Origin of the sequence: Paenibacillus sp. PL2-23 (assembly GCF_040834005.1) — a bacterium.
Taxonomy (GTDB): Bacteria; Bacillota; Bacilli; order Paenibacillales; family Paenibacillaceae; genus Pristimantibacillus.
In genome coordinates this window covers 2,092,785-2,117,605 of sequence record NZ_CP162129.1, presented here as the reverse complement: position 1 = coordinate 2,117,605, position 24,821 = coordinate 2,092,785, and the positions used below count along the sequence as shown (strand labels likewise).

The 24,821-nt window shown below is 45.8% G+C and carries 18 protein-coding genes; all 18 read right to left on the bottom strand.

What is annotated here, in order from left to right:
* Positions 1 to 8: 8 nt before the first annotated feature.
* The 18 genes from AB1S56_RS08820 to AB1S56_RS08735 all read right to left on the bottom strand — a co-directional run bounded on the left by AB1S56_RS08820 (position 9) and on the right by AB1S56_RS08735 (position 24,774).
* Positions 9 to 1,439, bottom strand: a complete 1,431-nt coding sequence (locus AB1S56_RS08820) for a family 43 glycosylhydrolase (RefSeq protein ID WP_340873676.1) — start codon at positions 1,437 to 1,439, stop codon at positions 9 to 11.
* Between the two features lie 26 nt (positions 1,440 to 1,465).
* Complete coding sequence (locus AB1S56_RS08815; RefSeq protein WP_340873677.1) at positions 1,466 to 3,010, bottom strand: sulfatase-like hydrolase/transferase; 1,545 nt, start codon at positions 3,008 to 3,010, stop codon at positions 1,466 to 1,468.
* A gap of 28 nt (positions 3,011 to 3,038) precedes the next feature.
* Positions 3,039 to 3,911 (bottom strand): carbohydrate ABC transporter permease, encoded by an 873-nt coding sequence (locus tag AB1S56_RS08810; protein WP_340873679.1) that lies wholly within the window; start codon positions 3,909 to 3,911, stop codon positions 3,039 to 3,041.
* A gap of 1 nt (position 3,912) precedes the next feature.
* Entirely contained in the window at positions 3,913 to 4,806 is an 894-nt protein-coding gene (locus AB1S56_RS08805) for an ABC transporter permease subunit (protein ID WP_340873680.1), read from the bottom strand.
* Positions 4,807 to 4,978: 172 nt separating this feature from the next.
* Entirely contained in the window at positions 4,979 to 6,526 is a 1,548-nt protein-coding gene (locus AB1S56_RS08800) for a hypothetical protein (RefSeq protein ID WP_340873682.1), read from the bottom strand.
* A 283-nt stretch (positions 6,527 to 6,809) separates the two neighbouring features.
* On the bottom strand, positions 6,810 to 8,147 hold the full coding sequence (locus AB1S56_RS08795) for an IS1380 family transposase (RefSeq protein WP_340873812.1): 1,338 nt from the start codon (positions 8,145 to 8,147) through the stop codon (positions 6,810 to 6,812).
* 268 nt (positions 8,148 to 8,415) lie between these two features.
* Positions 8,416 to 9,891 (bottom strand): family 43 glycosylhydrolase, encoded by a 1,476-nt coding sequence (locus tag AB1S56_RS08790; protein WP_340873593.1) that lies wholly within the window; start codon positions 9,889 to 9,891, stop codon positions 8,416 to 8,418.
* Between the two features lie 27 nt (positions 9,892 to 9,918).
* Complete coding sequence (locus tag AB1S56_RS08785; protein ID WP_340873592.1) at positions 9,919 to 11,286, bottom strand: sulfatase-like hydrolase/transferase; 1,368 nt, start codon at positions 11,284 to 11,286, stop codon at positions 9,919 to 9,921.
* A gap of 20 nt (positions 11,287 to 11,306) precedes the next feature.
* Positions 11,307 to 12,782 carry an alpha-glucosidase/alpha-galactosidase gene (locus tag AB1S56_RS08780; protein WP_340873591.1) on the bottom strand — a complete coding sequence of 492 codons (1,476 nt, stop codon included), beginning with the start codon at positions 12,780 to 12,782 and terminating at the stop codon, positions 11,307 to 11,309.
* A gap of 183 nt (positions 12,783 to 12,965) precedes the next feature.
* Positions 12,966 to 14,681: an extracellular solute-binding protein gene (locus tag AB1S56_RS08775; protein ID WP_340873590.1), complete on the bottom strand. Its 1,716-nt coding sequence runs from the start codon at positions 14,679 to 14,681 to the stop codon at positions 12,966 to 12,968.
* A gap of 161 nt (positions 14,682 to 14,842) precedes the next feature.
* Complete coding sequence (locus AB1S56_RS08770; RefSeq protein ID WP_367903446.1) at positions 14,843 to 15,718, bottom strand: carbohydrate ABC transporter permease; 876 nt, start codon at positions 15,716 to 15,718, stop codon at positions 14,843 to 14,845.
* Between the two features lie 15 nt (positions 15,719 to 15,733).
* Positions 15,734 to 16,618, bottom strand: a complete 885-nt coding sequence (locus AB1S56_RS08765; protein WP_340873594.1) for an ABC transporter permease subunit — start codon at positions 16,616 to 16,618, stop codon at positions 15,734 to 15,736.
* Between the two features lie 209 nt (positions 16,619 to 16,827).
* On the bottom strand, positions 16,828 to 19,059 hold the full coding sequence (locus tag AB1S56_RS08760) for a helix-turn-helix domain-containing protein (protein WP_340873588.1): 2,232 nt from the start codon (positions 19,057 to 19,059) through the stop codon (positions 16,828 to 16,830).
* Positions 19,060 to 19,349: 290 nt separating this feature from the next.
* Complete coding sequence (locus tag AB1S56_RS08755; protein WP_340873587.1) at positions 19,350 to 20,990, bottom strand: extracellular solute-binding protein; 1,641 nt, start codon at positions 20,988 to 20,990, stop codon at positions 19,350 to 19,352.
* 28 nt (positions 20,991 to 21,018) lie between these two features.
* Positions 21,019 to 21,909 (bottom strand): carbohydrate ABC transporter permease, encoded by an 891-nt coding sequence (locus AB1S56_RS08750; RefSeq protein WP_340873585.1) that lies wholly within the window; start codon positions 21,907 to 21,909, stop codon positions 21,019 to 21,021.
* Between the two features lie 19 nt (positions 21,910 to 21,928).
* A complete protein-coding gene (locus AB1S56_RS08745) occupies positions 21,929 to 22,831 on the bottom strand; it encodes an ABC transporter permease subunit (protein WP_340873584.1) in 903 nt (300 codons plus the stop codon).
* A 282-nt stretch (positions 22,832 to 23,113) separates the two neighbouring features.
* Positions 23,114 to 23,587, bottom strand: coding sequence for an AraC family transcriptional regulator (locus tag AB1S56_RS08740; protein ID WP_340873582.1), 474 nt, complete (start codon positions 23,585 to 23,587; stop codon positions 23,114 to 23,116).
* Positions 23,588 to 23,653: 66 nt separating this feature from the next.
* A protein-coding gene (locus AB1S56_RS08735) for an IS3 family transposase (protein WP_340873823.1) occupies positions 23,654 to 24,774 on the bottom strand; the annotation gives its coding sequence in 2 pieces (ribosomal slippage) (positions 23,654 to 24,549 and positions 24,549 to 24,774; 1,122 coding nt in all).
* Positions 24,775 to 24,821: the final 47 nt, after the last annotated feature.

Below are 24,821 nucleotides of genomic sequence, written 5' to 3'. Positions count from 1 at the left end.
TATTTCATTCAAATGATGCGAACATATTCGACGAAAACTTCTCCCCCTCCTGATGCGTCCACGCCAGGTCGCAAGCTGAGGAATTGCCCAAGAGCATTATGATGATAGCCCGATGTATCCATAGATTCCGGAAGCTTGACCCATTCTTCCTCATCAATTCTATAATAGCAATCAACTTCATGATGATCGTTGACGAGCTTCAGTTCCAGAGTTCTGGAGCCGACCGGTCTAGGGCGCAAATTTTTGGTCTGACGAATAGCATATACGCCCTCCCGATTGAATCCAATTCCCGTATAGCATTCCCGATTGTAGAAGAGAAGAAGTCTTCCTTCTGAATCATCGCTTAACAAGGAGAGTTTGGCTTCTATGGTATAACAATGTTCATGAGCGATATATACTAAAGGGGACATCTGTTCTCCTGGCGGCAAAGGCATGAGAATGAGCCCTCCCTTCTCAACACGGCACCGGTCATGTATCAATGCATCATAACATTGCCATTTCAGAGAGATCTCTCCGTCTAATAATATTTCACTAGAATTAAGCTCATGCCCGATCGTGGAACCAACGGACTTGGTTGCAGGTTGATCAATGCGAACTCCCTCACAAGTTTTGAACCAGTCGTCCTCGGTCCATTGAATCGCCTCTAGCAGGGTTTGTCTTCCCAATGTGTAATAACCCTTCTCATACCCATGATATATAATCCACCACTTACCATCAGAATCCTCGAATATGGTGCCATGACCTTTACTATGCCAAGCTTCATCCCGGTGGACGGTACGCACGATGGGATTGTGCGGCGAGTTCTCCCAGGGTCCCCACGGATTATGAGATCTTGCAGAAACAACCATATGGCTGGTCGCTGGCCCTGCCGTCCCCCCTTGGGCTGAAGTTAAATAATAATAACCATTCTTAAATATCAGCTTAGGGGATTCCAAACAGAACCCCTCGACTCGCCACTCGTTAGGATAGAGCCAGCCATCGTATATCTTACGCGGGGTTCCAATAACCGAAAGACCGTCACGCGCCAATTCCACGATATGTCCGCCTGAAAGATGCAAATACCGTTTGCCATCCGCCCCAGCCACATGACCAGGATCGATATGACTCACCTTCAAATCAATTGGCTTGCTCCACGGTCCCCCAGGAGAAATTGCCGTAACAACCCAATTCGTCCCTCCTGCTGGAAAATAAATGTAATAACGCCCCTCGTATTGGATGAAATCTGGTGCCCATACATCGCCTACATACTCATGTAACGCATGGCATAAAGGTCTCCAGTTCACAAGATCCTTGGAATGCCAAATGAGTAAGCCAGGATAATAGCGGAAAGAAGAATGCGTCATATAATAGTCGCAGCCTACTCGAATGACGGAAGGATCCGGGTAATCGCCTCCAAGCACGGGATTTACAAAGCTGGATTGTATATTCATTTGTATCATCTTGAGCTCCCTCATTCCTTATCGCATCAGATTATACCTTTTAACACTTCGTCGAACGTTGGAATATATAGGTCCGGATAAGCCAAATGCCTTGCCGATGTGCCATTTAGCAAATTGCCGTCGCACTCCTTTAATAGCCAGCCTCTCAGACGCTGGACGATCTCTGGATAACGACTCGATACATCCAGCTTCTCCGTCGGATCATCCAGCACCTGATACAAACGTACGACCACTTCCGGTTCAAATTTCAGTGAAGCCTTCTCTCGAAGCGCCTCCGGAATATAAACCCGCAGCTTCCAGCCATCCTCCGTAACGAGCGCAGGACCATATGAGCATGCAAAAACGATATACTTATGTTTCGGCGAATTGGAATCGCCTCGCAATGCCTTCCAGTACGACACGCCGTCCGTTCCAGCAGGCGTTTCCACTGCAACGATATCCGCGATTGTCGCCAATGTATCATAATTGGCGATCAGTTGGTCGCACACACTGTCCGCTTGGATGACTCCAGGCCATTTAGCCAAAAATGGAATTTTGCAGCCTCCGTCCCAATTGGAAAACTTCAACCCCGCCATGCCCGCATTCCCGTTAAACACATCGCCGCACAGCTCCGTTCGAAATGGATTGTCCACTTCGTTGATGGAATCGCCGCTTAACGTCTTGGTTCTACCCGCTCGCCCTTCCTCGCGATAATACACTTCATGTCCGTTGTCGGATGCGAACAGGACTAACGTGTTGTCACTTAAACCGAGTGTTTCCAGTTCGTTCAAGATCTTTCCTACTGTTTCGTCCAGTCGAAGAACCATGGAGGCGTATTCCTTCTCCTGCTGCGTCAACGCCTCATTATGCTTCACTTGTTCGTGTATATCGGGATAGAAAATCGGACCGTGAGGCAGCTGGCTGGGATGGAACAGAAAAAACGGCCTGTCACGATTCTCTCTGATAAATGCCGCTATCTTCTCGTCGAACAAATCTTGCGAATAGACCTTCCTGCAGCTCATATCAGTTGGATCCGTAATGGCAGGATTGCCGCAATGGGGATCCGTATTCCCTTCAATCGGCACCAGCCTGCCATCCTCGAACAGGAACGGCGGGTAAAAGCCATGGCATTGTATATGATCGTAATAACCGAAGTGATAATCCCAGCCATGCTCCCGGATGCTTCTGTCGGTCGTCGAGAACCCCCATTCCAGCTTGCCGATCTGTCCTGTTCGATAGCCTCCCTTCTTCGCTACCGTGGCCAAAAACTCGTCTCCTGCCAAGGCTTCAATCCCGGTATTGTAAATGATCTCCTGAAGCTCGTCCAAGCTCAGCTCGCCTGTCGACAGTTTCTTATAGGCATTGCCTGGCGTATACGTCCATCGTCCTGCATGGGCGTCATGTATGCCGCACATCAGGCTTGCTCTGGCCGGGGCGCAGAACGCCGTTCCATACGCCCTTGTAAATTTCATTCCCTCATTAGCGATGCGATCGATATTCGGCGTTTCGATGACAGTCTGACCGTAGCAAGACAACATCCCCATTCCCAAATCATCGGCATAGATATATACAATATTCGGTTTGCTTTTCAACGTGCATCTCTCCTTACTGTATGAGCAATTAGCCCTTCACTGAGCCGAGCAGCATCCCTTGATTAAAATATTTTTGCAGGAAAGGATAAACGACAAGCAGCGGGAAAGCTGCGATCAATATAGCTGCCATCTTGGCTGCAGGCGTATATTCGAAAGCCGAATGAAGTGCCGCTCCGGTGCTGCTATCCTCTTGAATCAGCATTTGACGCAAAAACACCTGCAACGGCCATTTGTTATTGTCGTTCAAATAGAGAATCGCCGCGAAGTACATGTTCCAATTAGCGACAAAATAGAAGAGCGTAAACGTGGCAATCGCCGCTTTGGAGAGAGGCAAATAAATACTCGAGAATATCCGCCATTCGCTGCAGCCGTCGATGCGTCCCGCTTCCTCCAGCTCGATTGGAATAGAGCCGAAGAACCCTCTCATTACGATCAAATGGAACGGCGCGATCGCCATGACAAGCCATAGCGCCCAATAGCTGCCGACCAACCCCAGCTCCTTAACGACCAGATAGGTCGGAATCATGCCGCCACTGAACAGCATCGTAAATAGAACCATAAAGTTCATCGTTCCTCTGCCTTTAATCCATGACTTCGACAAGCCATAGGCTAGAAGAGAGGTTAACGCGATGTTGATGAACGTTCCTACCAAGCTAATGACTACGGCATTTTTTAATGCGGTTATAAAACCGGGATTCGTCAGCAGATAAAAGTATCCGTCCAGTGTCCATTGTTTGGGGAAGATAAAAAATCCCCGAGTCAAGTATTCCTTCTCAGAAGCAAACGATGTCGTCACAATATATAATAGCGGAATTAGAACAACGAGCGAGGAAATCGTCAATGCGGTATAAATGATATAATCCAGCCAGCTTTCCGACTTTTTGGCTCTATATGTTGACATGTTAATAGACCCCCTCTTGCCCAGCCCGTTTAGCAACGGCATTAGCGATGATGATTAGGAACAAACCGACCAACGACTTGAAGATACCGACCGCGGATGAGTAGCTGAAGTCGCCTTGCACAATGCCCTGGCGGTACACATACGTATCGAAAACGTCGGAAACACTTAAATTGAGTGGGTTTTGCAGCAACAAGATATGCTCGAAGCCTAGATCCATGAAATTGCCAAGCCTTAAGATAAACAGGATAATAATGACTCGGCTAAGTGCGGGCAGCGTTACGTGCCAAATTTGCTTCAGACGGCTGGCACCGTCTATTGCCGCCGCCTCGTACAAGCTGGGATCGACGGAGGACAAGGCTGCCAGGAAAATGATCGTCCCCCAGCCAACGCCGTTCCACATGTTCTGAATTAACCATACCCAGCGGAATGCGGATTCGTTAGTCAATACATTTAATACGGGAAGATCCCAAGATTTCAGCAGCTGATTGACGCCTCCGAACTCTGTGGAGAACAAGACCACCGTCATGCCGACTATGACGACCCAGGACAGGAAGTGAGGAGCGTACAGAACGGTTTGCACTGTTTTCTTGAAGGCAGCAAGCCTTATTTCATTTAATAAGAGCGCCATTAGAATGGGCATTGGAAAATAAAACACAATATCCATCGCGCTTAAGATTAACGTATTCGAAAGCAGCGGAATAAAATCCCGCTCGGTAAACAGTCTGACGAACTGATCCATTCCCACCCAGTCGCTCCCGCCGAAACCGCGAAACGGATTGTAATCCTTGAAAGCAATAACGATCCCAATCATCGGAAGATACTTAAAGATGAGAAAAAAAAGCATTCCAGGCACAATCATTAAATAGATGGGAAATGCCCTTTTTGCGTAGCCCATGCTGCTTCACTCCTTCATAATGGTAACTTTCTTTCTCTTATTATAGGCTGGATAAAAAGGCTGTTTATTTCACAATCCCACGATTTTTTATCTGATTGCTTGTATCGCCAGGACACATTTTGCCAAACGACGCAGCATCCCCCGCATATGACATGCGGGGGATGCACCATTCCTATTTTTTCATGGCTTGGTAGGCATCATTCACCTCTTGAATGATTTTCTGACCGCCGTTTTTATTCCAAGCGTCGATTGCAGCTTCGATCTCATCAACCGGCTTCTCTCCGATGATAATTTTGAAGACAACCTGCTCGTAGGCCTTATTAATTTCAGTAATCGTCTTGGCATAGGTTGGAGATAAATGCGTCAGACCTACGGCCGGATCGTATGGAGCTGCATATTTGCTCCCATTCTCGAATTGGGTAATGATTCGTTCCTTGTAAGCCTCGGAGTCCCATTTGAAAACATCGTGATCGAACGCGATTCTGCGGAAAAACCAATTGTTAAGGATGGCGACACGATTACCCTCGCTTATAGCAGCTTCGGTTGCTTCATACGTCCCGTCTCCCTTATCCGTATAATAAACACCGGGAGGACCATTTTTGATAATATCCGTCCCTTCGTCCGTCACCCACCAATCGAACATTTCCAGCAATCTCGTTCGTTTTTCATCGTTCATTTCAGCATTTAACAAAATCTTTTCAGTAAATTCTCTCGTATCATTCAGCTGTATTCCCGTCGGTCCGATAGGAGGCGCAAGCTGGACGAATTCGGCATCCGGATCGAGCGTCTTCAATTTTTTCTCGTTTGTAACAGTGGCTATGGGGATGTCATGAGCTAATCCCAACTTTCCGGAGCTGATCTTCTCTTGCAGTTCGTTCCCCTTGTTGAGAGGAAAGTCCTTATCCAACACACCTTCGGTATACGCTTTATTTAAAAAGGTTAAATACTCTTTCATTTCTTCGGATTGCACCTGATAAGGTATGAGCTTTCCGTCTAGCTCCTGCCAACCCGGCGAAAGACCGAACGCATACCGAAGCGGTGCCTCTCCCCCGAAGCCGCCAAACGAGAACCCAAGCGTGTTGTTTTTTCCGTCTTGATCGGGATCGTCGAGTGCAAATGCCTTAGCGATTCGGTAAAACTCATCCACCGTGAACGTATCAGGATCTGGAACCGGAATCCCCAAATGATCGAGCCAATCTCTTCTGACGATGTAAGAGGCTGGATTAGGCGGTCCTCCATATGGAATTCCATATATATGGCTTTTGGGATTTTTGAGGCTCCAAAGCTCCTCAGGAAACGCTTTCACTAAATTGGGATATTGATCTAAATATGGAGCGATATCCAAGAACGCTCCTTCATTTTGCCACTTTTCATAAATGTCGCTTCCCGACCTGTAAACGTCCGGTAATTTGCCAGAAGCAGCTAACACATTAAGTTTCTCGATATAATTCGGTCCGGGGATCCATTGGATGTCTAATTCAAGGTCAAACTTGTCGTTCAGGTATTGAATTGTAGGATGCTTATTGTCCGGCCATCCTCCTCCGGAATAGGATGGAATCAACATGCTGACCTTCAGCTTTTCCCTTTTCTCCTCCACTGCTTGGGTCGCTGCGGCATCTTTGTCTGGCTGCTTATCGGGCTGAGCGTTTCCGCTGCACCCTGCAAGTAAGGCTACAGCCATTAGACAAATGCTAAAAACATGAATCCATCTTCTTCTCACTGCATCATCTCCCCTTATATGTTATAAACACGACTTCATGTATGAATCATACATGAAGTGGATATCAAACTTTTTACCTGAATCCGTGACAGCTTAGGTCCCCTACCTCCTAGGCAGTCCGTATTTTGGAAAACAGGCGTAGAAGATTGTGTATCTTACAACATTCCCATCTTCGGATTCAAACAAGAAGCGCTTTTCACAGGAAGCAAGGCATGCGAAATAAACCTCCTTTTTTACAGGGGGGAGGCGACTGGTGGCTGTGCTTGCGTTTCATTCACAATAATCAGGCAAATGCCTGGTAGATTCGACGAACGGTTTGGAACCATGGACTGTAACGGCCGAAATTGAAGGACGTTTGTCGGGCATGGCGGCTGACTCTAGCTGCGATGTAGATGATGTTCTGAATGACAGTTCGGATACGACGGCGCCCGACGCCTCCACGAATCGGTGCATCATCTTGACGTAAGCTTTCTTGTCCCATGATGCGAAGCAGGTTATAGGCGAATACGCCAGCGTGCAGGACTAGCTCATTCGTATCGAACTTGCCTGCCGGCAATCGCTCCAAATCTAGATCGGTCTTAAGCTCACTATGAAATTGCTCGCTTGTGCCATGATCGCGATAAAGCTCAATGACACGCCATGGCGAGCAAGTCAGAGATGTCCAGTAAACGTTCACTTCCACATCTGGAAACATGAGCACCTGCCCATCCCGATCGATCGTACGCACGATGACTTGGAACACTTGACGCAGGTTACAATCGAAGTCTTTCTGTGGAAATGTAATCGCGCCGATGTAGGTGGTCTTCCCAGGGCGTTGCTCACAAGATATCCCTTTGTCTTCGGCTACTCGCAGCCAGCTTTCTTTGGAAGCGCCGCGAAGATTGACTTTAATGATGTAGTCAACATCTTTCTCCGCGTGGCAAACTTGCAAGTTTTCAAGACTATCGTGAGCAGAATCCATACGGACGAGTAGACGATCACTTGTAATGCGACGAGCGTAATGAATCGTTTCCCGAAGGAAATCAGCACCATCTTTCTGGCTGTGTGTACTACCTTCACGCAATTGAAGATTTACGCCATACCCTTCTCGGCCCAAATAGGCAAAGATGGGGGCATATCCAAATGTTCCTTTGTACGTGAGGGAGACACCTTCTTTTTTCGTGCCGGAGTTATCGAACGGCGAAACGTCAATGTCCAGCGGTATGACCGTATGCTCGCCTGCGTCAAGTCCAGTTACCGGGGCATTGAGGTTTCGGATGAGGTCGGCAGATTCCTGCAACAGAATGTCATTCCAATTGGCATCTATTGTTTGTGCAGCGGCATCCAGTCGCTGACGGAGCGTAGGGCTTGAAGGCACTTTGCGAATACCCAGGCATGTTTGAAACACCGTATCTTTGCGAAAAGGCTCGATGTGGTCGAAATCGCTTTTACCTTGGCAGAGCAGACCAAGATAGCTTTTCATGACTTCGCCGTTCCCGTGGATCGGATTCTCCATTCCTTTAACGGCTGAGCGATTAAGACGCTGAGACAACTGTGTATGGGAAAGCAGCGCACCGACCGCAGCCAAGCCTGCATGCGTTGTTAAGAGGATTTCCTTAGATTGGGTGAATTGGATCTTCATATTCAGCACCTCGTTGGTGAAAGTAGATAATAAGCGATTATCTTTAATTTTCGACTTCAGAGATGCATTTTCCTTTAAATATCTCGGTTTTTATAAACTTTGTATCACGGATTCAGGTTTTTATACAAACTAACGATTTATTATCCGATCTTCTTATGTGATAAAAAAAACCTGCAGAAATTCGACTGAATCGACGATTTACTGCAGGTAGTGGTATGTGTTTATTTATTCTTAAAGTATTTCATTAGGAGCACCTTAAGGAATGCGACTAATCGCCAATGCATTCAAACTGTTCGTATCGAAACTGACCAAATAGGACGTTCCCGGTGCCGAAAGCGAATATACCCGGCCGTACCCAGCCTGTTCCCTCATTAATATTGTTGGGATGCCAGCCTGTAATGTCAAAGCAGAGATTGATTTTCCGCCATTCCCTGCCGTCACTGCTGTACCAGGGACTTACAATGCCGTGGTCATTTCTTAGCTGCAGGAAAATCCGCCTGTCTTCGTACGGAACGAGATTCACCTTATTTTGCAGCCAGCCTTTGCCCATATTGAATACCTTGAGGCTTCCGTCGTGCAAAGCGATGCCGCACGAATAATTAGCGCTGTAATAGAAGGTCAACCCCCCGCCAGAACCTTCCTCCACAGTCAACTCCGTTGTTACCATCTGTGCATCGTGCTGATTAAGGCATAAGAGAGGTTCACTGTCGTGAAGACTGGTTCCTTGCGCTTTCAGGAGAAGGCCTACTTTCTCAAATGATAGCCTTTGGTTAATGCCAGGTGTCGGAGCGTTCCATTGCAACCCTAGTCGGCCCGTGTCAAAAGTATCGCTTAACAATAATCTCTCTGTACTGTGGCTGGGAAGAACGGGTAGCGGAATGGGCTCGCCTGTTAAAACACTATCGGGTACCTTAAACCATCCATCCATCGTCCACTCCAATGGTTCCATAAGCGTCATCCGCCCCAGATGACGGGCTCCGTTGAGAATGCCATGATAAATCATATACCAGTCTCCTGCCGGCGTATCTACAAGCGTTGCATGGCCCTTAGACCACCATTTTTCCTCGCGAGACCAGGTATGGCTGATCGGATTATAGGGTGAGGCTTCCCAAGGACCAAAGATGCTTTGCGAGCGATAGCTAATGACACAATGGCTTGTCGGAGGACCGAAAGTACCTCCTTGTGCAACGGTCAAATAACACCATCCGTCCCGCCAAAACAACTTAGGCGATTCTGTACACACCCCTTCGATGTCCCAATCCTCCGGAATCGGCCAATCATCGCAAACCTTGCGTCCCTCTCCCGCCACCGCCAGCCCATCATCGGTTAAGGGATACACCATGTTTTTGGACATAAAAACATATCGTCGTCCATCTTCCCCTACGACGTGACCGGGATCAATTCCCTTCAGACCTTCAATGGGGATGGGCTCGCTCCATGGACCACTATGAATATCTTTGGTCGTGACGACCCAATTCGTCCCAGGTCCGTAGTCTCCAGGACCATAATTATAGATGTAATACGTATCTCCATGCTTCACGAGCTCCGGTGCCCATACGTTGCCGCAATAACCCTCGAGCACGTAATACAACGGTGTCCAATGGACAAGATCCCTGGAATGCCACATAAGCATGGATCGCCACGCAGTCCCGCCATTAACCAAATAGTAATGTTCTCCGTCCCTCAGTATGGATGGGTCGGGAAAATTACCGAACAGAATCGGATTTTCATAACTATCGCCCATGGCTAGAACCTCGCTTTTCCATACGAATTAAGTATGCTTCGGCCAATTGTCGTGTTTCATCTCACCTACTGTTACACTTCTTTGACGAGGATGACGTTGCTCCGCTGGCACGATTTCGAATTCGGGTTCGCCAATCTCCGTCATTCTAGCTTTCAGCCTATGCCTCAGATCTGATGTTACAGCTTCAAAAGTCTCCATGCCGATTAAATTGTTGGTTTCGTAAGGATCGGCCTGCAAGTCATAGAGGAACGCTTCCTCATAACGCTCCGAGCCGGCATGCTCTCCTCCATGCTTGTGAGGATCGACCACACAATATTTCCAACGCTCCGTCCGGATCGCCCTGCCAACCATGGATTCGCTAATCTGAACCAGAACCTCTTGAGGCCACTCTGCTGCTGTGCGATTCACAAGCGGGACAACGGAGTTGCCCTGCATGTCAGCAGGCACCTCAATACCTGCTGCATCCAGCAATGTTGGAGGCAGATCAACGAGGCTGACTAGCTCGCGAACTTGGCCGCCGCCCATAAAGCCTGGACCGTATATCGCGGTTGGAACGCGAATAGAGCTTTCGTGGCAGGATCTCTTGTATTCTCCATTCCTTGTCTTGAAATGGCAGCCGTGATCGGATGTGAACAAGATAATGGTATTATCCAGCATATCCAGGCTCTTCAGCGCATCCAGTAATCGTCCGAGGGCTTCATCGAGACGCTTCACCATCCCGTAATACCCACCCAAGTGCTGATGCGCGGTACCGCCAAGAGCAGCAAGATCAGGCGGTGTCCAGCGAGCCGTGTACATCTCTTCCATGCCATCAGGAGCAGGATAATTATCGGTATGATTCTGATGATGAGGCTCCAAATAGGAAAGGAACAGAAAAAATGGATGGTCCATATCTTGTTGCTTATGAATATATCGAATTGCGGCGTCCGTCTGCGCATCAACCCGGTAACCTGGGAGCTTCACGCGGTTATTCTCGTTATCGTACAATACCGCATCGTATGCGTCAGATACGAATTCCAGCAGATTGGCTCCCAGCCACTCATCATAGCCTCCACGCTCATGCGCCGGCACCGGATCTTCGCTTGCTAAATGCCACTTGCCTATATAGCTCGTGCTGTAGCCCGCATCCTTGAAGTAATGAGCCATTGTTTTGGTCTCTTGCGGTAGCGGAATGCCATTACGGTAACAGCCAGTCGTCGTTGCATACTTGCCGCTTTGAAGACATGATCTGGCTGGGCCGCACACCGGCTGGCAAGTAAACATGTTGTAGAGATGCGTACCTGCCCTAGCAATGCGATCGAAATTTGGAGTCAAACCTAAGGGATTGCCATGCACACCGGTCGTATCGAAGCGTTGCTGATCAGTAAAGAAAACGACGACATTGGGTTGTTTCATTGTCAGCTCTCCTTGTCGAATTAATTGTCGCTATGGCCGACGGACAGACGTTCTTGAGCGTTGTTCACGACCGCTCCGCTTAACGAAGGCGGCAAATAGGTCGCTGGCGCTTGGTTGACCTTCAAATAACTGCCTTGAACAGGCTGCGGGATATCCTTCCACTTGCGGCCTTCGCCATTAAACTGCGGCATCCAAGGAGCCAAAGCCTCCAGCATCTCGTCGCACATCGCCCATACTTCTTCCGTATTGCATACTGCTGCCGTTAAGGGATCATGCAGCACGGCAAGCTTCAACAGCTCCTTATTACCCGTAAGCGCCGCCTCAACTGCCATTTCCTGCACGCTGATGCTTGCGCGGCAAGTAGCCGCAAGCTGCATTGGCAGGTCGCCTACGAAGCTTGCTTGTACGCCGTTTTTGTCCACATAACATGGAATTTCGATTGTTGATCCGTTCGGCAGATTCGTGATAAGACCTTTGTTCTCGATGTTGAAATGACCTCGGTACGCTCTGCCCGTCTCCAGCGCTTCGATGATGAAGGAGCCATGCTCGTGGGAGCGTTCGCCCAGCTTAATATATTCTGCTTCGCCGCTCATCCACTTCGGATAAAGCTCGCGATATTCATTTGTCTTTTTGATGCAATGATTCAAATAGCCCGCAGTGCGGCCGCCAATCCATTCTTCCTTATAAATCCACTTGTCCAGCTCATCCTGACGCTTCCGGTACCAAGGCAAATATTCGCTCAGGTGTCCATTAGACTCTGTGGAGTAATAGCCAAAGCGGCGCAGCACGTCAATCCGGCATTTCTCGCGCTGCGACAGCTCCGGGTGCTTCTCGAACGCTTCAAGCAGATAAGGCGTCATGTCCATGCCTTGATGAGTAACCTGGACATACCAGGTTTGATGGTTAATGCCGGCGCAGATGAAATCCACTTCCTCTTCCGGCAGTCCCAGCGCCCGCGCAATCTGCTTGTGGCCTCCTTGAACCCCATGGCAGAGACCCAGCACATTAACGCCGCCCGCGCGTCGAATCGCCCAAGTATTCATCGCCATAGGATTGGAGTAGTTGAGCAGCAGTGCATTCGGAGCCGCAACCTCTCTAATATCCTTCGCAATGTCCAGTAGCACCGGAATAGTACGCATCGCAAAAAATACGCCGCCAGGTCCAAGGGTATCGCCTACACATTGATCCACTCCATACTTCAAAGGGATTTCAACATCATGCTTGAATGCCTCCAGCCCGCCAACACGCGCCATACAGATAATATAATCGGCATCCGTAATCGCCTCGCGCTGATTGGTTGTAGCGTGAATAGTAGCCGCCAGCTTGTTGTCACTAATCATCTTGCGGCATAAATCAACAACCATCGTCAGGTTCTCTTCATTGATATCCATCATACGGAATTCTGTATCCCGGAACTCCTCTACTGCAAGTAGGTCCATCATCAACCTGCGGGTGAAGCCCACGCTTCCTGCACCGATCATTGCAATCTTCAACAAAGTCATTACCTCCTGTATTATATAATATTGCTATTATGACTCCTCACACTATCAAGTTTATTACAAGTGTTTATAAGTAACAATGGTAAATAACTGCGATAGTAGGGTGATATGTTGCTGCCTACATAGACTAAAAACGCCAGCCAGCTTGTAGCTGGTTGGCGCTTTTAGGCGAGAGTCATTCTATTCAAATTTGACGCTTGGCGCTTTTCCTAGTTCTTGTTGCTTCTCTAGGAATGCGTAGATTTCCTCAATTAAGAAAGCTTCATCTTTGTGCGCCTTATACCAATCATTATGCCACTGATCAATCTTTTCTCCACCGGAGCCATAGAATACCTTATCGGCATCCTTCACCGCCTGCTCTGCCGAGTAGGAGCTCCCGCTAACCAGCGCTTTGTCGAGTATGTCTTGAATTGTTTTCGAGGTACTTTGTCTAATCTGGTTTAAATCCTTAGGAATCTGCGGCATATATAATCCGAAGGTTAGACCTTTAATCGGACGCTCCTTCGATAGATATGCCGCACTGTGCTTCTCGGTGAATTCAATGAACTTCTTCTCAACTGGATCATCTGGATTCAGCGTGCTGGCAAATTCGCGGCATGGTCCGAATTTGAGCTCAGGAAAAATCCACTCCCAATACAGCTTGTTCCAACCTACTTCTTTAGCGTACTTATCGGCATCAAGCAAATTAGGACAACCGTTATCTCCCAGCTCCCAGTGCTCGCCCTTGAAGCCATAAGATAAGATAATTCCCGTCTGATCTTCGAGTAGAAAGTCAATATACTTCATCACGGCTTCCGGATTCTTGGTCTGCGAGTTTACCATGACAAACATCTCGAACGGCGGATTAATATGCGGAGAGTACTGCCCATTCGGGCTCTCAGGCAGTTCAATAACAGTGTATGAACCATTCGAATTATTGTCCAGGAAGGACTTGAAGGTATTGAATCCCATAGGTCGGGAAGCTTGATTAATCAAGGTAATTCCAAGCTTGCCCGTCAAGAAATCCTGTGATTCCTTGGCACCATCCTTATCGGTCAAGAAATCTTTATCTACGATGCCATTATCATAAAGTTTTTTTATGAATTCAATGTACTGCTGACGCGGCATGGAATCCCTCACTAACTCTCCATTCCTGTCATAGTAATCGTTCACACCAAACATCGATTCATAAGCGTATCTTGATCCTTGAGACAATCCGATACCGTAAGTGTCATCCTTGCCATTCCCATCCGGATCTTGCTTGGCGAAGGCTTCAGCAACCGTATACAGCTCTTCCGTCGTCTTAGGGATCTCCAAGCTTAGCTTCTGAAGCCAATCCTCTCGAATGACAATGGCTGGATTCGTCTTAACTCCAACAACTCTGGCGATCGAATACATATGACCGTCTGTTTTCGTTGCGGCTTGTCGAATTTCCGGGAACTCGTTTAGAAGTTCTTTGTAATTCGTACTGTAGTTCTCGATGAGGTCATCAATTGGCATAACCAGCTTCTGATCGATGAGCTGAGCAATGAAGTCATCTCCGAAGGTCATGATCAGGTCAGGCGCTTCTCCTGCAGCGAACATAGCATTATATTTCTCAATACGCTGCCCTACAGGTACATCAACAAACTCCACATCCACCGGTGCATTCTCTTGAATCCATTGCGTCCAACGATTGTCTGTCGGCGTACCCTCTTCGGAAGGAATAACACCAAAGTTGATGAAAGGCACTGTGATCTTTGCCCGTTCCCCTTCTTTCTTATGTTCTGGCTGGTTTGACTCATCTTTCGTGATGGGAACGTTGTCGGTGTCTTTATTAGTATTATTATTGGTGTTACACCCCGTCAATAGAGCAGAAATGATGAGCACTACAGCCAACAGACTAGCTACGAGCGTTCTTCCCCTTTTTTGATTCATACGTTAGCCTCCCAGTTATCATAAGTTTGATTGAAGCATGCGCACTACTTCCGCTCAACTATAGGTTTTTTTAACAAAAGAGGCAACATATAGTTTTCTTTAAGATTTATGCACGCACTTTTAACATCCTATTGATTTCAGAACCCTTCATTTTTATCTCCTCAACCCTTAACTGAACCTAGCATAACGCCCTTTACGAAGTACTTCTGAAGAAAAGGGTAAATAATCATGAGCGGGGCAACCAACACCATAATTCCCGCTGACTTGATACCTTCCGGGGTAAGATTGATATTGACATCGAAAGCATCCTTGCCTAGCTGCGCAATCAACTGTTGACTCTGAATCATCTGCTGGACCATTACAGTCAAGTTCTTCTTATCCGAATCATTGATATAGATCAGCACCCCAAGGAAAATGTTCCAATAGTGTACAGCATAAAAAAGCGTTAGCGTAGCCAAGACCGGCTTCGACAATGGCAGAATCATATTGAAGAGAATTCTCCACTCACTGCAACCGTCCATTCTAGCGGATTCTATCATTTCCTCGGGAATCTGCTGGAAGAATGTCCTCATAATCAACATATTATAGGCACTAACCAGTGTAAGGAACCACAGAGACCAGTAAGAATCGATTAGCCCCAAATTTTTGACGAGCAGAAACGTTGGTATTAATCCCCCTTGGAACAGCATGGTAAAGACGATAGCCATCGTTATAGGTTTGCGCCCAATACAATAGCTTCTGGATAAGGGATATGCAGCCAAGATGGTAGCCAGCATGCTTAGTGCGCTTCCTATCACTGTAATAACTACATTGTTCGTAAATCCTCTCACCACGTCCGTACCCTGCAGAAGCAAGTCATAGTTCTCCCAGGATATGCCTACCGGCCACAAGGTAACCTGATCCGTAATGATTGCATTATACCCGCTGAACGAAACACTGATGATATGCATTAGAGGGAATAAGCAGGACAACCCAATCAAGGTAAGTGCTACATAGTTAATGATGGATAAGACCCTCTCGTCTCGCGACAATCGCATGGTACCGCCCCTCCCTCACCATAATTCTTGTCCAAATCTGCGGGCAATCTGATTGGCAGTCACAACTAGAACTAGCCCCACAAGAGATTCAAATAATCCCATGGCCGTCGTAAGACTGTATTGCCCATTCTGTATACCCATAGTGTAAATATAAGTACTGATGACGCTAGCCACATCCATGACAGCAGCATTCTGCATAACATATATCGGATCAAAGCCGACCTCCATTACTCTTCCCATAGCTAAGATGAACAGCAGGATCATCGTAGGTCGTATACCCGGCAAAGTAATATGCCAGATTTTCCTAAGCTTCCCTGCACCGTCCATGCTAGCTGCTTCATATAAGCTTGGATCGATAGAAGCTAAAGCAGCCAGATAGATAATCGCTGAGAAACCCGCTTCCTTCCATATTCCCGAACCCAGAAACACTGTGATCCATGAAGCCTCCTGATACATAAAGGGATACGTATAACCAAACCACCTTTCCAATAGAACATTGACAATACCGGTCTCTTGAGAGAAGATCGTGAGCACAATTCCGCCCACAATAACCCAACTAAAGAAATGCGGCATGTATACCAATGTCTGAATGCTTTTCTTAAACCATTTCAATCGAACCTCGTTCAGCAGCAACGCCATGAGCACTGGAAATGGGAATCCCACGATAATTTGTAACGCACTCAACAGCAAGGTGTTACGAATGATATCAATGCTCATCGGATTATTGAACAAGAGTTGAAAATTCCTCAAGCCGATCCATGGACTCTTGATTGCCCCTTCGATCAGATTGTAATCCTTAAAGGCTACGATCAACCCGAACATTGGTGCATACTTGAAAATGAGGAAATACAGGATGATGGGCCCTAACATAATTAATAACGGAATATTTTGCTTCCACATGCGTCTTGACGGGACATTCAATGAATGGAACCTCCTTCTGTTTGTTATTTGGGGTGTGCTAATTCAACATATAATTTGTGTGCCCATTCATACAACCTATAGATTTCCGATCCGTTAATAAATGACAAAAAACCGTTTGTATTCACCAGGAACACGAAACGGCATGAAGGATATAGGATTCTGATAGGCTAACTCTTTTCCCGATATGGTTATATATTGCCTCGGTAATAGCTTGGGGAGATCCCTGCATATTTCTTGAAGGACTGGCTGAATGAGACCGCATTGGTGTACCCAACCATCCCGGATATTTCTTGAATAGAAACGCTTGATTCCTTCAGCAGTACTTTTGCATGCTCCATACGAAGTGCCAGTAGAACGTCGATAAATTTCTCGCCATATGTCTCCTTAAAGACTTGGCTCAAATACTTGGGAGATATTCCGAATATATCACTTAAAGTAACCAGCGATATTTCGGCATCTGCATAATTTTGTTCAATATAAGTCCTGACATTCGTAATAAGCTCATAGTGTTGAATATGATGCAGATGCTCTTTGAGCAACTCTTGAGTTGCGGTTAAGCACATGACCCATCTTGCAAGAATACCTTCCAATTGCTCTTCCTGATTGAGTGCGTTCAGCAGTCCTTCATGCAATTGCTCGGCACAAGCCACAGCCTCTTCCTTGGGCAGCTTCTGTAGTTCCTTATACAAATAAAAGATGAAATAATTCAATAAATTCCTCAGCTCATCGATGCTAATCCAACGTTGAGCAAATAACTCGAAGGACTGTTTAAGCAGTGGCTCCCATCCTTCTTTGCCGAGCTTGTACAGATCGGCTGCGCTTCTCAATCGAACGAGATGTTCATACATCTCATTCTTCTCTCCAATCGGCAGATCACGGTAAGCGATAGTTCTACCGACACCCAGCACTAACTTATAACTGGCCGCCTCAACAGCCTGCGTATATGATGCCACCAGACCCTCGATCTCTCCTGATGGATCTCCTATACCAACCGTAATCGGGAATGGCAGATGAATGTCCACCCAATCTCGGTATTCGTTCAACAGCTTTGTCGGCTCGTTGCTGACACCCGTATTCGTATACCGAATAATTACAGCCATTCTTGAAGGAGATATCCATTCGGCCCAAGCATGGAGGAATGGCTTGCTGCCTGCACTCTCCACGATAGCAGCATGCAATACGAATCTGAAAAGCTCTTGGTCTTTGACGGTGTAGTTCTTTATAAACAGGGAATATTGATCAATCTCGATGAGCTGGACATACGCTTGGTCGAATTGTCCCGGCATGCCATAGGTGTGCATCGCTGATGCCCACTCCGTCTTCTTCACCTGCCGAGTACCCTCAATAACGTCTCTGAAGAACTGCAAGCGGCTCAACTGCTGTACCTCATTTGCCTGGGCCTTATATTTCTCTGATACCTCTATAAATTCCTGAAATGATTTCTCCAGTAGTCCCACACCGATGATCTGTTGCTCATGCGCTTGCTCGGTCGAGGTGTAATAAGACTGGATACGGCTGACAATAGTCTGGACAGGATGGTAATGCTTAATAGATAATGCCGCTAGCAGCAGCGCGCCTGCTGTCACGATCACCAGACCAATCACGATCCAATAAGATCCGATGGATTCTAACCACTCGTTTGTAGATTGACTGCGGAGGCCGCTCCTTAAAACCCAGCCCGTATATTGAGATTGGACTTCACTGATGGAATGATTGACGATGGATTCTTCATGATTCTTCTCAATTATTCGATTCATTCCTGTACTATAGAGCTCCAGATAAGAGACGGTCCCTTTATTGAGCTCCATAATCAGTGAATCCAGCTTTAGCACATCCACATTTAATACTAGGACGCCTAGTTCGCCTGTATGCAGAGGATATTTTCTCACCAAACTAACGACATCCTTAGATCTAGAAGAGACAAATTCCTTGAATGGGCGTTGACTCCCCCATCCCTTAGGCGCTTGTACCATCATCTCATTTATGAAAAGCTGATCCCCATATTCGGCTATATGGCTTGAGACACGATTACTGATGATCTTGCCGTCTGCGTAACGCACAACATAAACGCTATCCAGGAGGGTATGCCTTACCATCAACGTATTCAAGCTGTCATAGGTCTCCACGTGCAACAGCGGATCAAAGGCATTCACTTCGAACAACCGTTTAATCGTTTCATTATTCTGGATTAAATTTATTGCACTTTGATCGATGGCCCTCAATTGGAAGTCTATGGATTGCATAACATATTCAGCATACTTGTTTTTTATCAGATGGGTATCCTTCTCCAGCTCATCTCTAATGAACAGGAAGAAAGTCATATATAGAAGGAAGATGATTGTAAAGAACACCATGATATACGAAGCTGTCATTTTCAACAATAGATTCCGTCTCATGACCTTATTCAGCTCCTTTATCATAGACCTTTATTCCTCACACTAGTCTAATGAGAGGGTTGTCATCAACTTATATTTTTCTGTTCAATTTAGAATTTTCTTATTGCAAGTCATCACATCTTCTTTGGCTCTGGAAATTCAATATGCAAGTTGCAGGTGTGACATATAAAAATTGCTGAGTAGCCCACCTGATGCTGAATGCCCATTTATTCCTACTCAATGGGTTGGAACAACGATAATCTCCATCACCAAAAAAAACCAAGCAAAGGACAATTTGTGGGTGTCCTTTGCTTGCGCTTCAATAGCTGCTCTATTTAATCTAAATTATCGTAATTTTCTTGATAAATATCAATAAGCTCTTGCAATCCCATCTTGTTTAAACTATTAATATAAGTGTCCCAGTTGCTATCCGTCACGCCATCTATTATGAATTGGGGGACTGCGGTTTCGATATACTGATGTATATCCGTCTTCAGAACTTTCAAACGCGAAACGTCCTCCACATTATAAATGATATCAGGATAAAGGTTCTCTTGCTTCGCTAAATAAGGTTTATACACTTGTGCGGCTTCATGTTTTTCCTTCATTCCGGCAGGCATGTTTAAGCGGTTGGATTCACCAAGAACGGCCCATACCCCGAAATTGCCTGGCGCTTCTGAATGTCTGAACTGATTGTTCGATAATCCTTCTGGTGAATTAGCTCTGTCATACTTACCATTGTCGCTCAAAATCAGATTATGTCCAAACGGACCACTGTGCATCTGCCAGCTCATGTCGGGCTCGTATTGTCTGTCAATCCAACGCATTAAGATCTCAGGACGCTCTGCTTCAGAAGTAATGGCGAAGCTTGCGAAAGAGTTAATACCTTGGCCTCGATTCACATTCCACAATCTGGTACCATCTGGACCTGCCAATGGCGGGATTGCGGAATATGGCGACTGAGTGATATCTCCGAAATTAATCACGTTGTTCCAAATAATCTTAACACCCAGCTCTTTGTTTTTTATCTTAGCAAAATAGACTTGTTCATCTTGCGTGAAAACCTCTTGGTCAATCAATCCTTCTCTGTAAAGCTTGTGGAAATATTCCAGGAATTCTCGATATCCGGGTTGTACTGGCGCGAATATGACCTTTTCATTTTCTAGATAGGTGTGTGTTCCAGGATTGTCTAAAACCCCGAATGAACCGGACAACGAGTACATCCCATGATTGACGTGCAGATAGTCAAAGCTAAGAGGAATCTCGTCGGATTTCCCGTTTCCATTCGGATCGTTTTCTTTAAAAGCCTTCAACACCTGGTAAAATTCATCAGTAGTTTCAGGAACCTTCATCCCTACTTGATCCAGCCATTCTTTGTTAATGTAAATAGTATCCGAATTTAGAAAGGAGTCATTCTCAACAATATTAGGCAGAGAATATATATGACCATCAGGAGCTGTAATTGCTTCTTTATAGTGCGGGCGTTGTTCAAAAACTCGTTTCAAATTTGGTGCATATTCTTCAATCAGCTCCTCTAGCGGAATTAAGATACCCTGAGATCCATATTGAACAACCTCATTTGTCGTTAGAGCGGAACCGCCATAGAATGCATCTGGAAGATCATTGCCTGCAAACAATAAATTTTTCTTTTCATTCCAAGTGCTGTTCTCTGTCATTGACCATTCGATATGGACATTGGTTTCTTCCTCTAATTGCTTAAACATGATCATATCGTTGTATTCCTTTGCAATTCCCTCTTGCTTAGGACCTACCAGTTGGAAGGTCACCTTTTCCTTGACAATTGGGTAGCCTTCCTTATTAAAATTGCTTTGTTCATTCGACCCAACTTCCCCCGATTCAGTTGAGTTTTTATTGCCGATATTATTCTCAGCGTTATTGCTACTGCAGCCAGCCAGTGCCAGCACAGTTGTCATTACAATAACTGTAAAAACACCTAACCACTTCTTCTTATGCATATCATGAACCCCTCTCAAAATATAATAGTTAACCTTTTATTGATCCAATCATAACACCCTTAACAAAATACTTTTGCAGAAACGGATACAGTACAAGAACCGGCAAGCTGGCTACGATGACTACGCCATATTTCACCAACTCAGCAATACGCTGCTGATCGGCGATCGATTCGGAGTCTACCACCATGTTATCCTGTTGCTGACTGATGATTAAGATTTCTCTCAGAATTAATTGAAGCGGTCGTTTAACCTCATCCTTCAGATAGATTAGAGCAGGGAAGTATGAATTCCAATGCATGACTACATGGAATAGCACCATAACTGCAATAATCGGTAAGGATAAAGGGAGCACAACTCGAAAGAAAAAGCCAGTATTCGTCGACCCATCAATAGCAGCCGCTTCATATAGTGCATCCGGGATAGTGCTCTGAAAATACGTTCTGCAAATAATGAGATTGTAAACACCAACGGCACTAGGAAGGATTAAGGCCCATATCGTATCCAACATACCTAAATTCTTTACAACTAGATAGGTTGGAATCAATCCGCCATTGAAAAACATGGTGAAAACAATAAAGATAATGATCGGATTCCTGCCGAGCAAGTCCCTCCGTGACAAAGCATACCCAGCTGGTATAATCAAGGCTACATTAATTGCAGTTCCCACAATGGTGTAGAAAATCGAATTTCGATATCCAAGCCATATATTAGGGTCGTTCAAAATTCGACTGTAGCCCTCGAAGGTGATGTCCTGCGGGAGTAGCCACACTGCTCCTGAATTAATGCTTTGCGGATCACTGAACGATGCAATTATCATGAAATACAAAGGATAAATGACAATTAAACTTACAAATGCAAACAACAAAATATTAAAGAGGTCGAAAAGTCGGTCTCCGCGACTACGTGCAAGATTTTTCATGGATAATCACCTCTCTTACCTACCACAAGCTGGTTTGACCGATTCGTTTGGCCACATAATTAAACAATAATAACAACATGCAGTTTACCACGGAATTAAATAGACCAATTGCTGCTGAATAACTAAATTGCGCTCCGAGTAACCCAGTCTTGTAGACATATGTTTGGATAATTTCTGACGCAGGCTGATTCAATGAATTTTGCAGAAGGTACACCTTCTCAAATCCTACCGTCATGAAGCTGCCTATATTAAGAATAAGTAGAATCATGATAGTCGGCATAATGGAAGGAATATCCACATGAAAGATCCGCTTAATCTTGCTGGCTCCGTCCATAACGGCTGCTTCGTGCAGTTCTGGATTAACAGCTGTCAGAGCTGCTAGATATATAATCATCGACCAACCCGTCTCCTGCCACACACCTGAAAATATGAAAATGGATTTAAACCAGCTTGCCTCCGCAAGAAAGAATATCTTCTCTAGGCCGAATGCAGCTAATAGTTGATTTACCAGTCCGTTGCGTGGCGAGAGGAACAAATAGATCATACCTGCGATAACAACAGCGGAGATAAAATGCGGCGCATACGTAATGGTTTGTATAAACCTTTTGTACCGTGTAAAGACCAGCTGGTTTAACAGCAGCGCGGTGATGATCGGAATCGGAAACTTTACCGCAAGCTCGTAAAGGCTGATTCCAATGGTATTCTTAATTACCGGCCAGAATTGGTAGGAATTAAAGAATCGTTCAAAATGTGTAAAACCTACCCAAGGACTGTCCCATATCCCCTTAGATGCGATAAACTCTCTGAAGGCAATCTGAACCCCATACATTGGTGCATACTGAAAAACAATAAAATAAATTATGGCGGGTAAAAGAAACAAGTACAATTCATAGTTTCTAATGACTCTTCTCCATTGGCTCATCTGTCTCTATGACCTCCTTTCGTTAATTGATTACGCTTTCATCTTGTCCCCAGATTTATCTTCCCAAATTAGCACCAATAGATAAATGAGCAATTTACAAATCAGATATGTCATTCCTGAATAAGTGCAGAAAAACCCTTCTATTCTCTAGGTTCTCAGATGATAATAAACCTCATTATTGGTCATTACTGAACCTCTATGCGGATATTGAATATAATGAAATAACGCTTGAAGTAGATCCGAATGATCAAAACCTCATTCATCTACATCAAGCGTTATGACTCAAGCATGCAATTTACGATATTCTCCAGGCGTCAATTGAACTTGTTGCTTAAATTTGCGAATAAAGCTAGATACATCATTATAGCCAATCCTAGTAACAATGTCTTGCAAGGGCAAATCAGTCGTTCTCAGCATCTCCATAGCTTGCTCAATTCTTAACTGATTCACATACTCCCATAAGGTCTTTCCCGTTTGCTCTTTAAAATAGCGGCTTGCGTATGAAGACGACAAGTCAAAACGTTCTGCTAGCTGATCAATTGTTAACAACGGATCACAATATTTCTCTTGCAAAAATTGCTTCATCCGAATATGGAGCTGCGCTTCAGTCCCCTCATTAGTTAAGCTGTTACATAACTCTGCACAAACTCGACTTAAGTTCTCCGTTAATTGTTCCACTGTATCAAGCTCTGATAGCGTCAGAGCGTCCGGCAATTCCTGATGCCACTTCTTGTCCAACTCCATCATTGTCTTCATTACAATGTTAATCAGATCGTAGGATTGGACCTCTGTCAATAGATTGGACACATCAAACCGAGAGAATTACGCCATCTTTTGGAACGTACGTTCGTACTGATTGGGTGTAAGGTATCCTATGGAAGAGTGGATCCTTTTTCCATTGTAGAAACAGGTTATATATTCAAAAATTTTGGCCTTTGCCTCGGCCCTCGTTTTGAACTTATTTAGATAGATCAGCTCTTTCTTCAGAACGCTATGGAACGATTCGATGCAGGCATTGTCGTAGCAATTTCCTTTGCGACTCATGCTGCCAGTTATCTTGTAATTTTGGAGACGTTCCTGGTATTTGGCTGACGCGTACTGGCTGCCGCGATCGGAATGATGCAGCACCCCCTCCTCCGGCATTTGGAGGCGATAGGCCTGATCTAGAGCCTTTAAGCACAGCTCCTTTGTCATCCGTTCATCCATGTGAAATCCTGCGATTTTGCGTGTGCAGAGATCTTCCACACTAGCGAGATAAAGCCAACCTTCATCTGTGGGAACATAGGTGATATCCGCCATCCATACCTGATTGGGCTTCTCGGCCGTAAAGTTCTGATTTAAGACATTCTCGGCCACCGGCAAGTTGTGTTTGGAGTTCGTCGTAGCCTTATATTTCTTGACCGTACGCGATCTCAAGCCCATTTCGCGCATTCTCCGGCCTACCGTCTTCTCTGAAACCATTACGCCTTGCTGTTTCAATTTCTGATGGATTTTCGGGCTTCCGTAAAGCTCTCTGGAGTCCACGAATGCTTGCCGTATATGCTTATCTAGTTCTTTACGTTTAAGGCTTTGCTCACTTTCTTCACGAGTCGTCCACTCGTAATAACCGCTTCGGGATACACCTAACCAAGAGCACAACTTCGTGACACAGCGCTTTGAGCGGTGTTCATGAATGTAAGCATAAATCAACGCCGGTCTTTGGCGAAGTAGTGCATGGCCTTTTTTAGGACTTCATTTTCTTCCTCCAGATCACGGATTCGCTTCTGGAGATCACGCATGGCTTTGTCATCTGGCTTCAGTTGACCGCTACCAGGAAAAGCTTGAGCTCCGTCCGCTTTAAACTCTGCTAGCCAACGGTAAAGGGTATTCTCATGCAGCCCCATTTCGCGGGCTACCTGCGCCACCGTTTTCCCTTCTTCTTGAATGAGCCGCACGGTGTGCATCTTGAATTCTCTGTCATACTTTTTGGTCACGTCAAACACCTCGATTA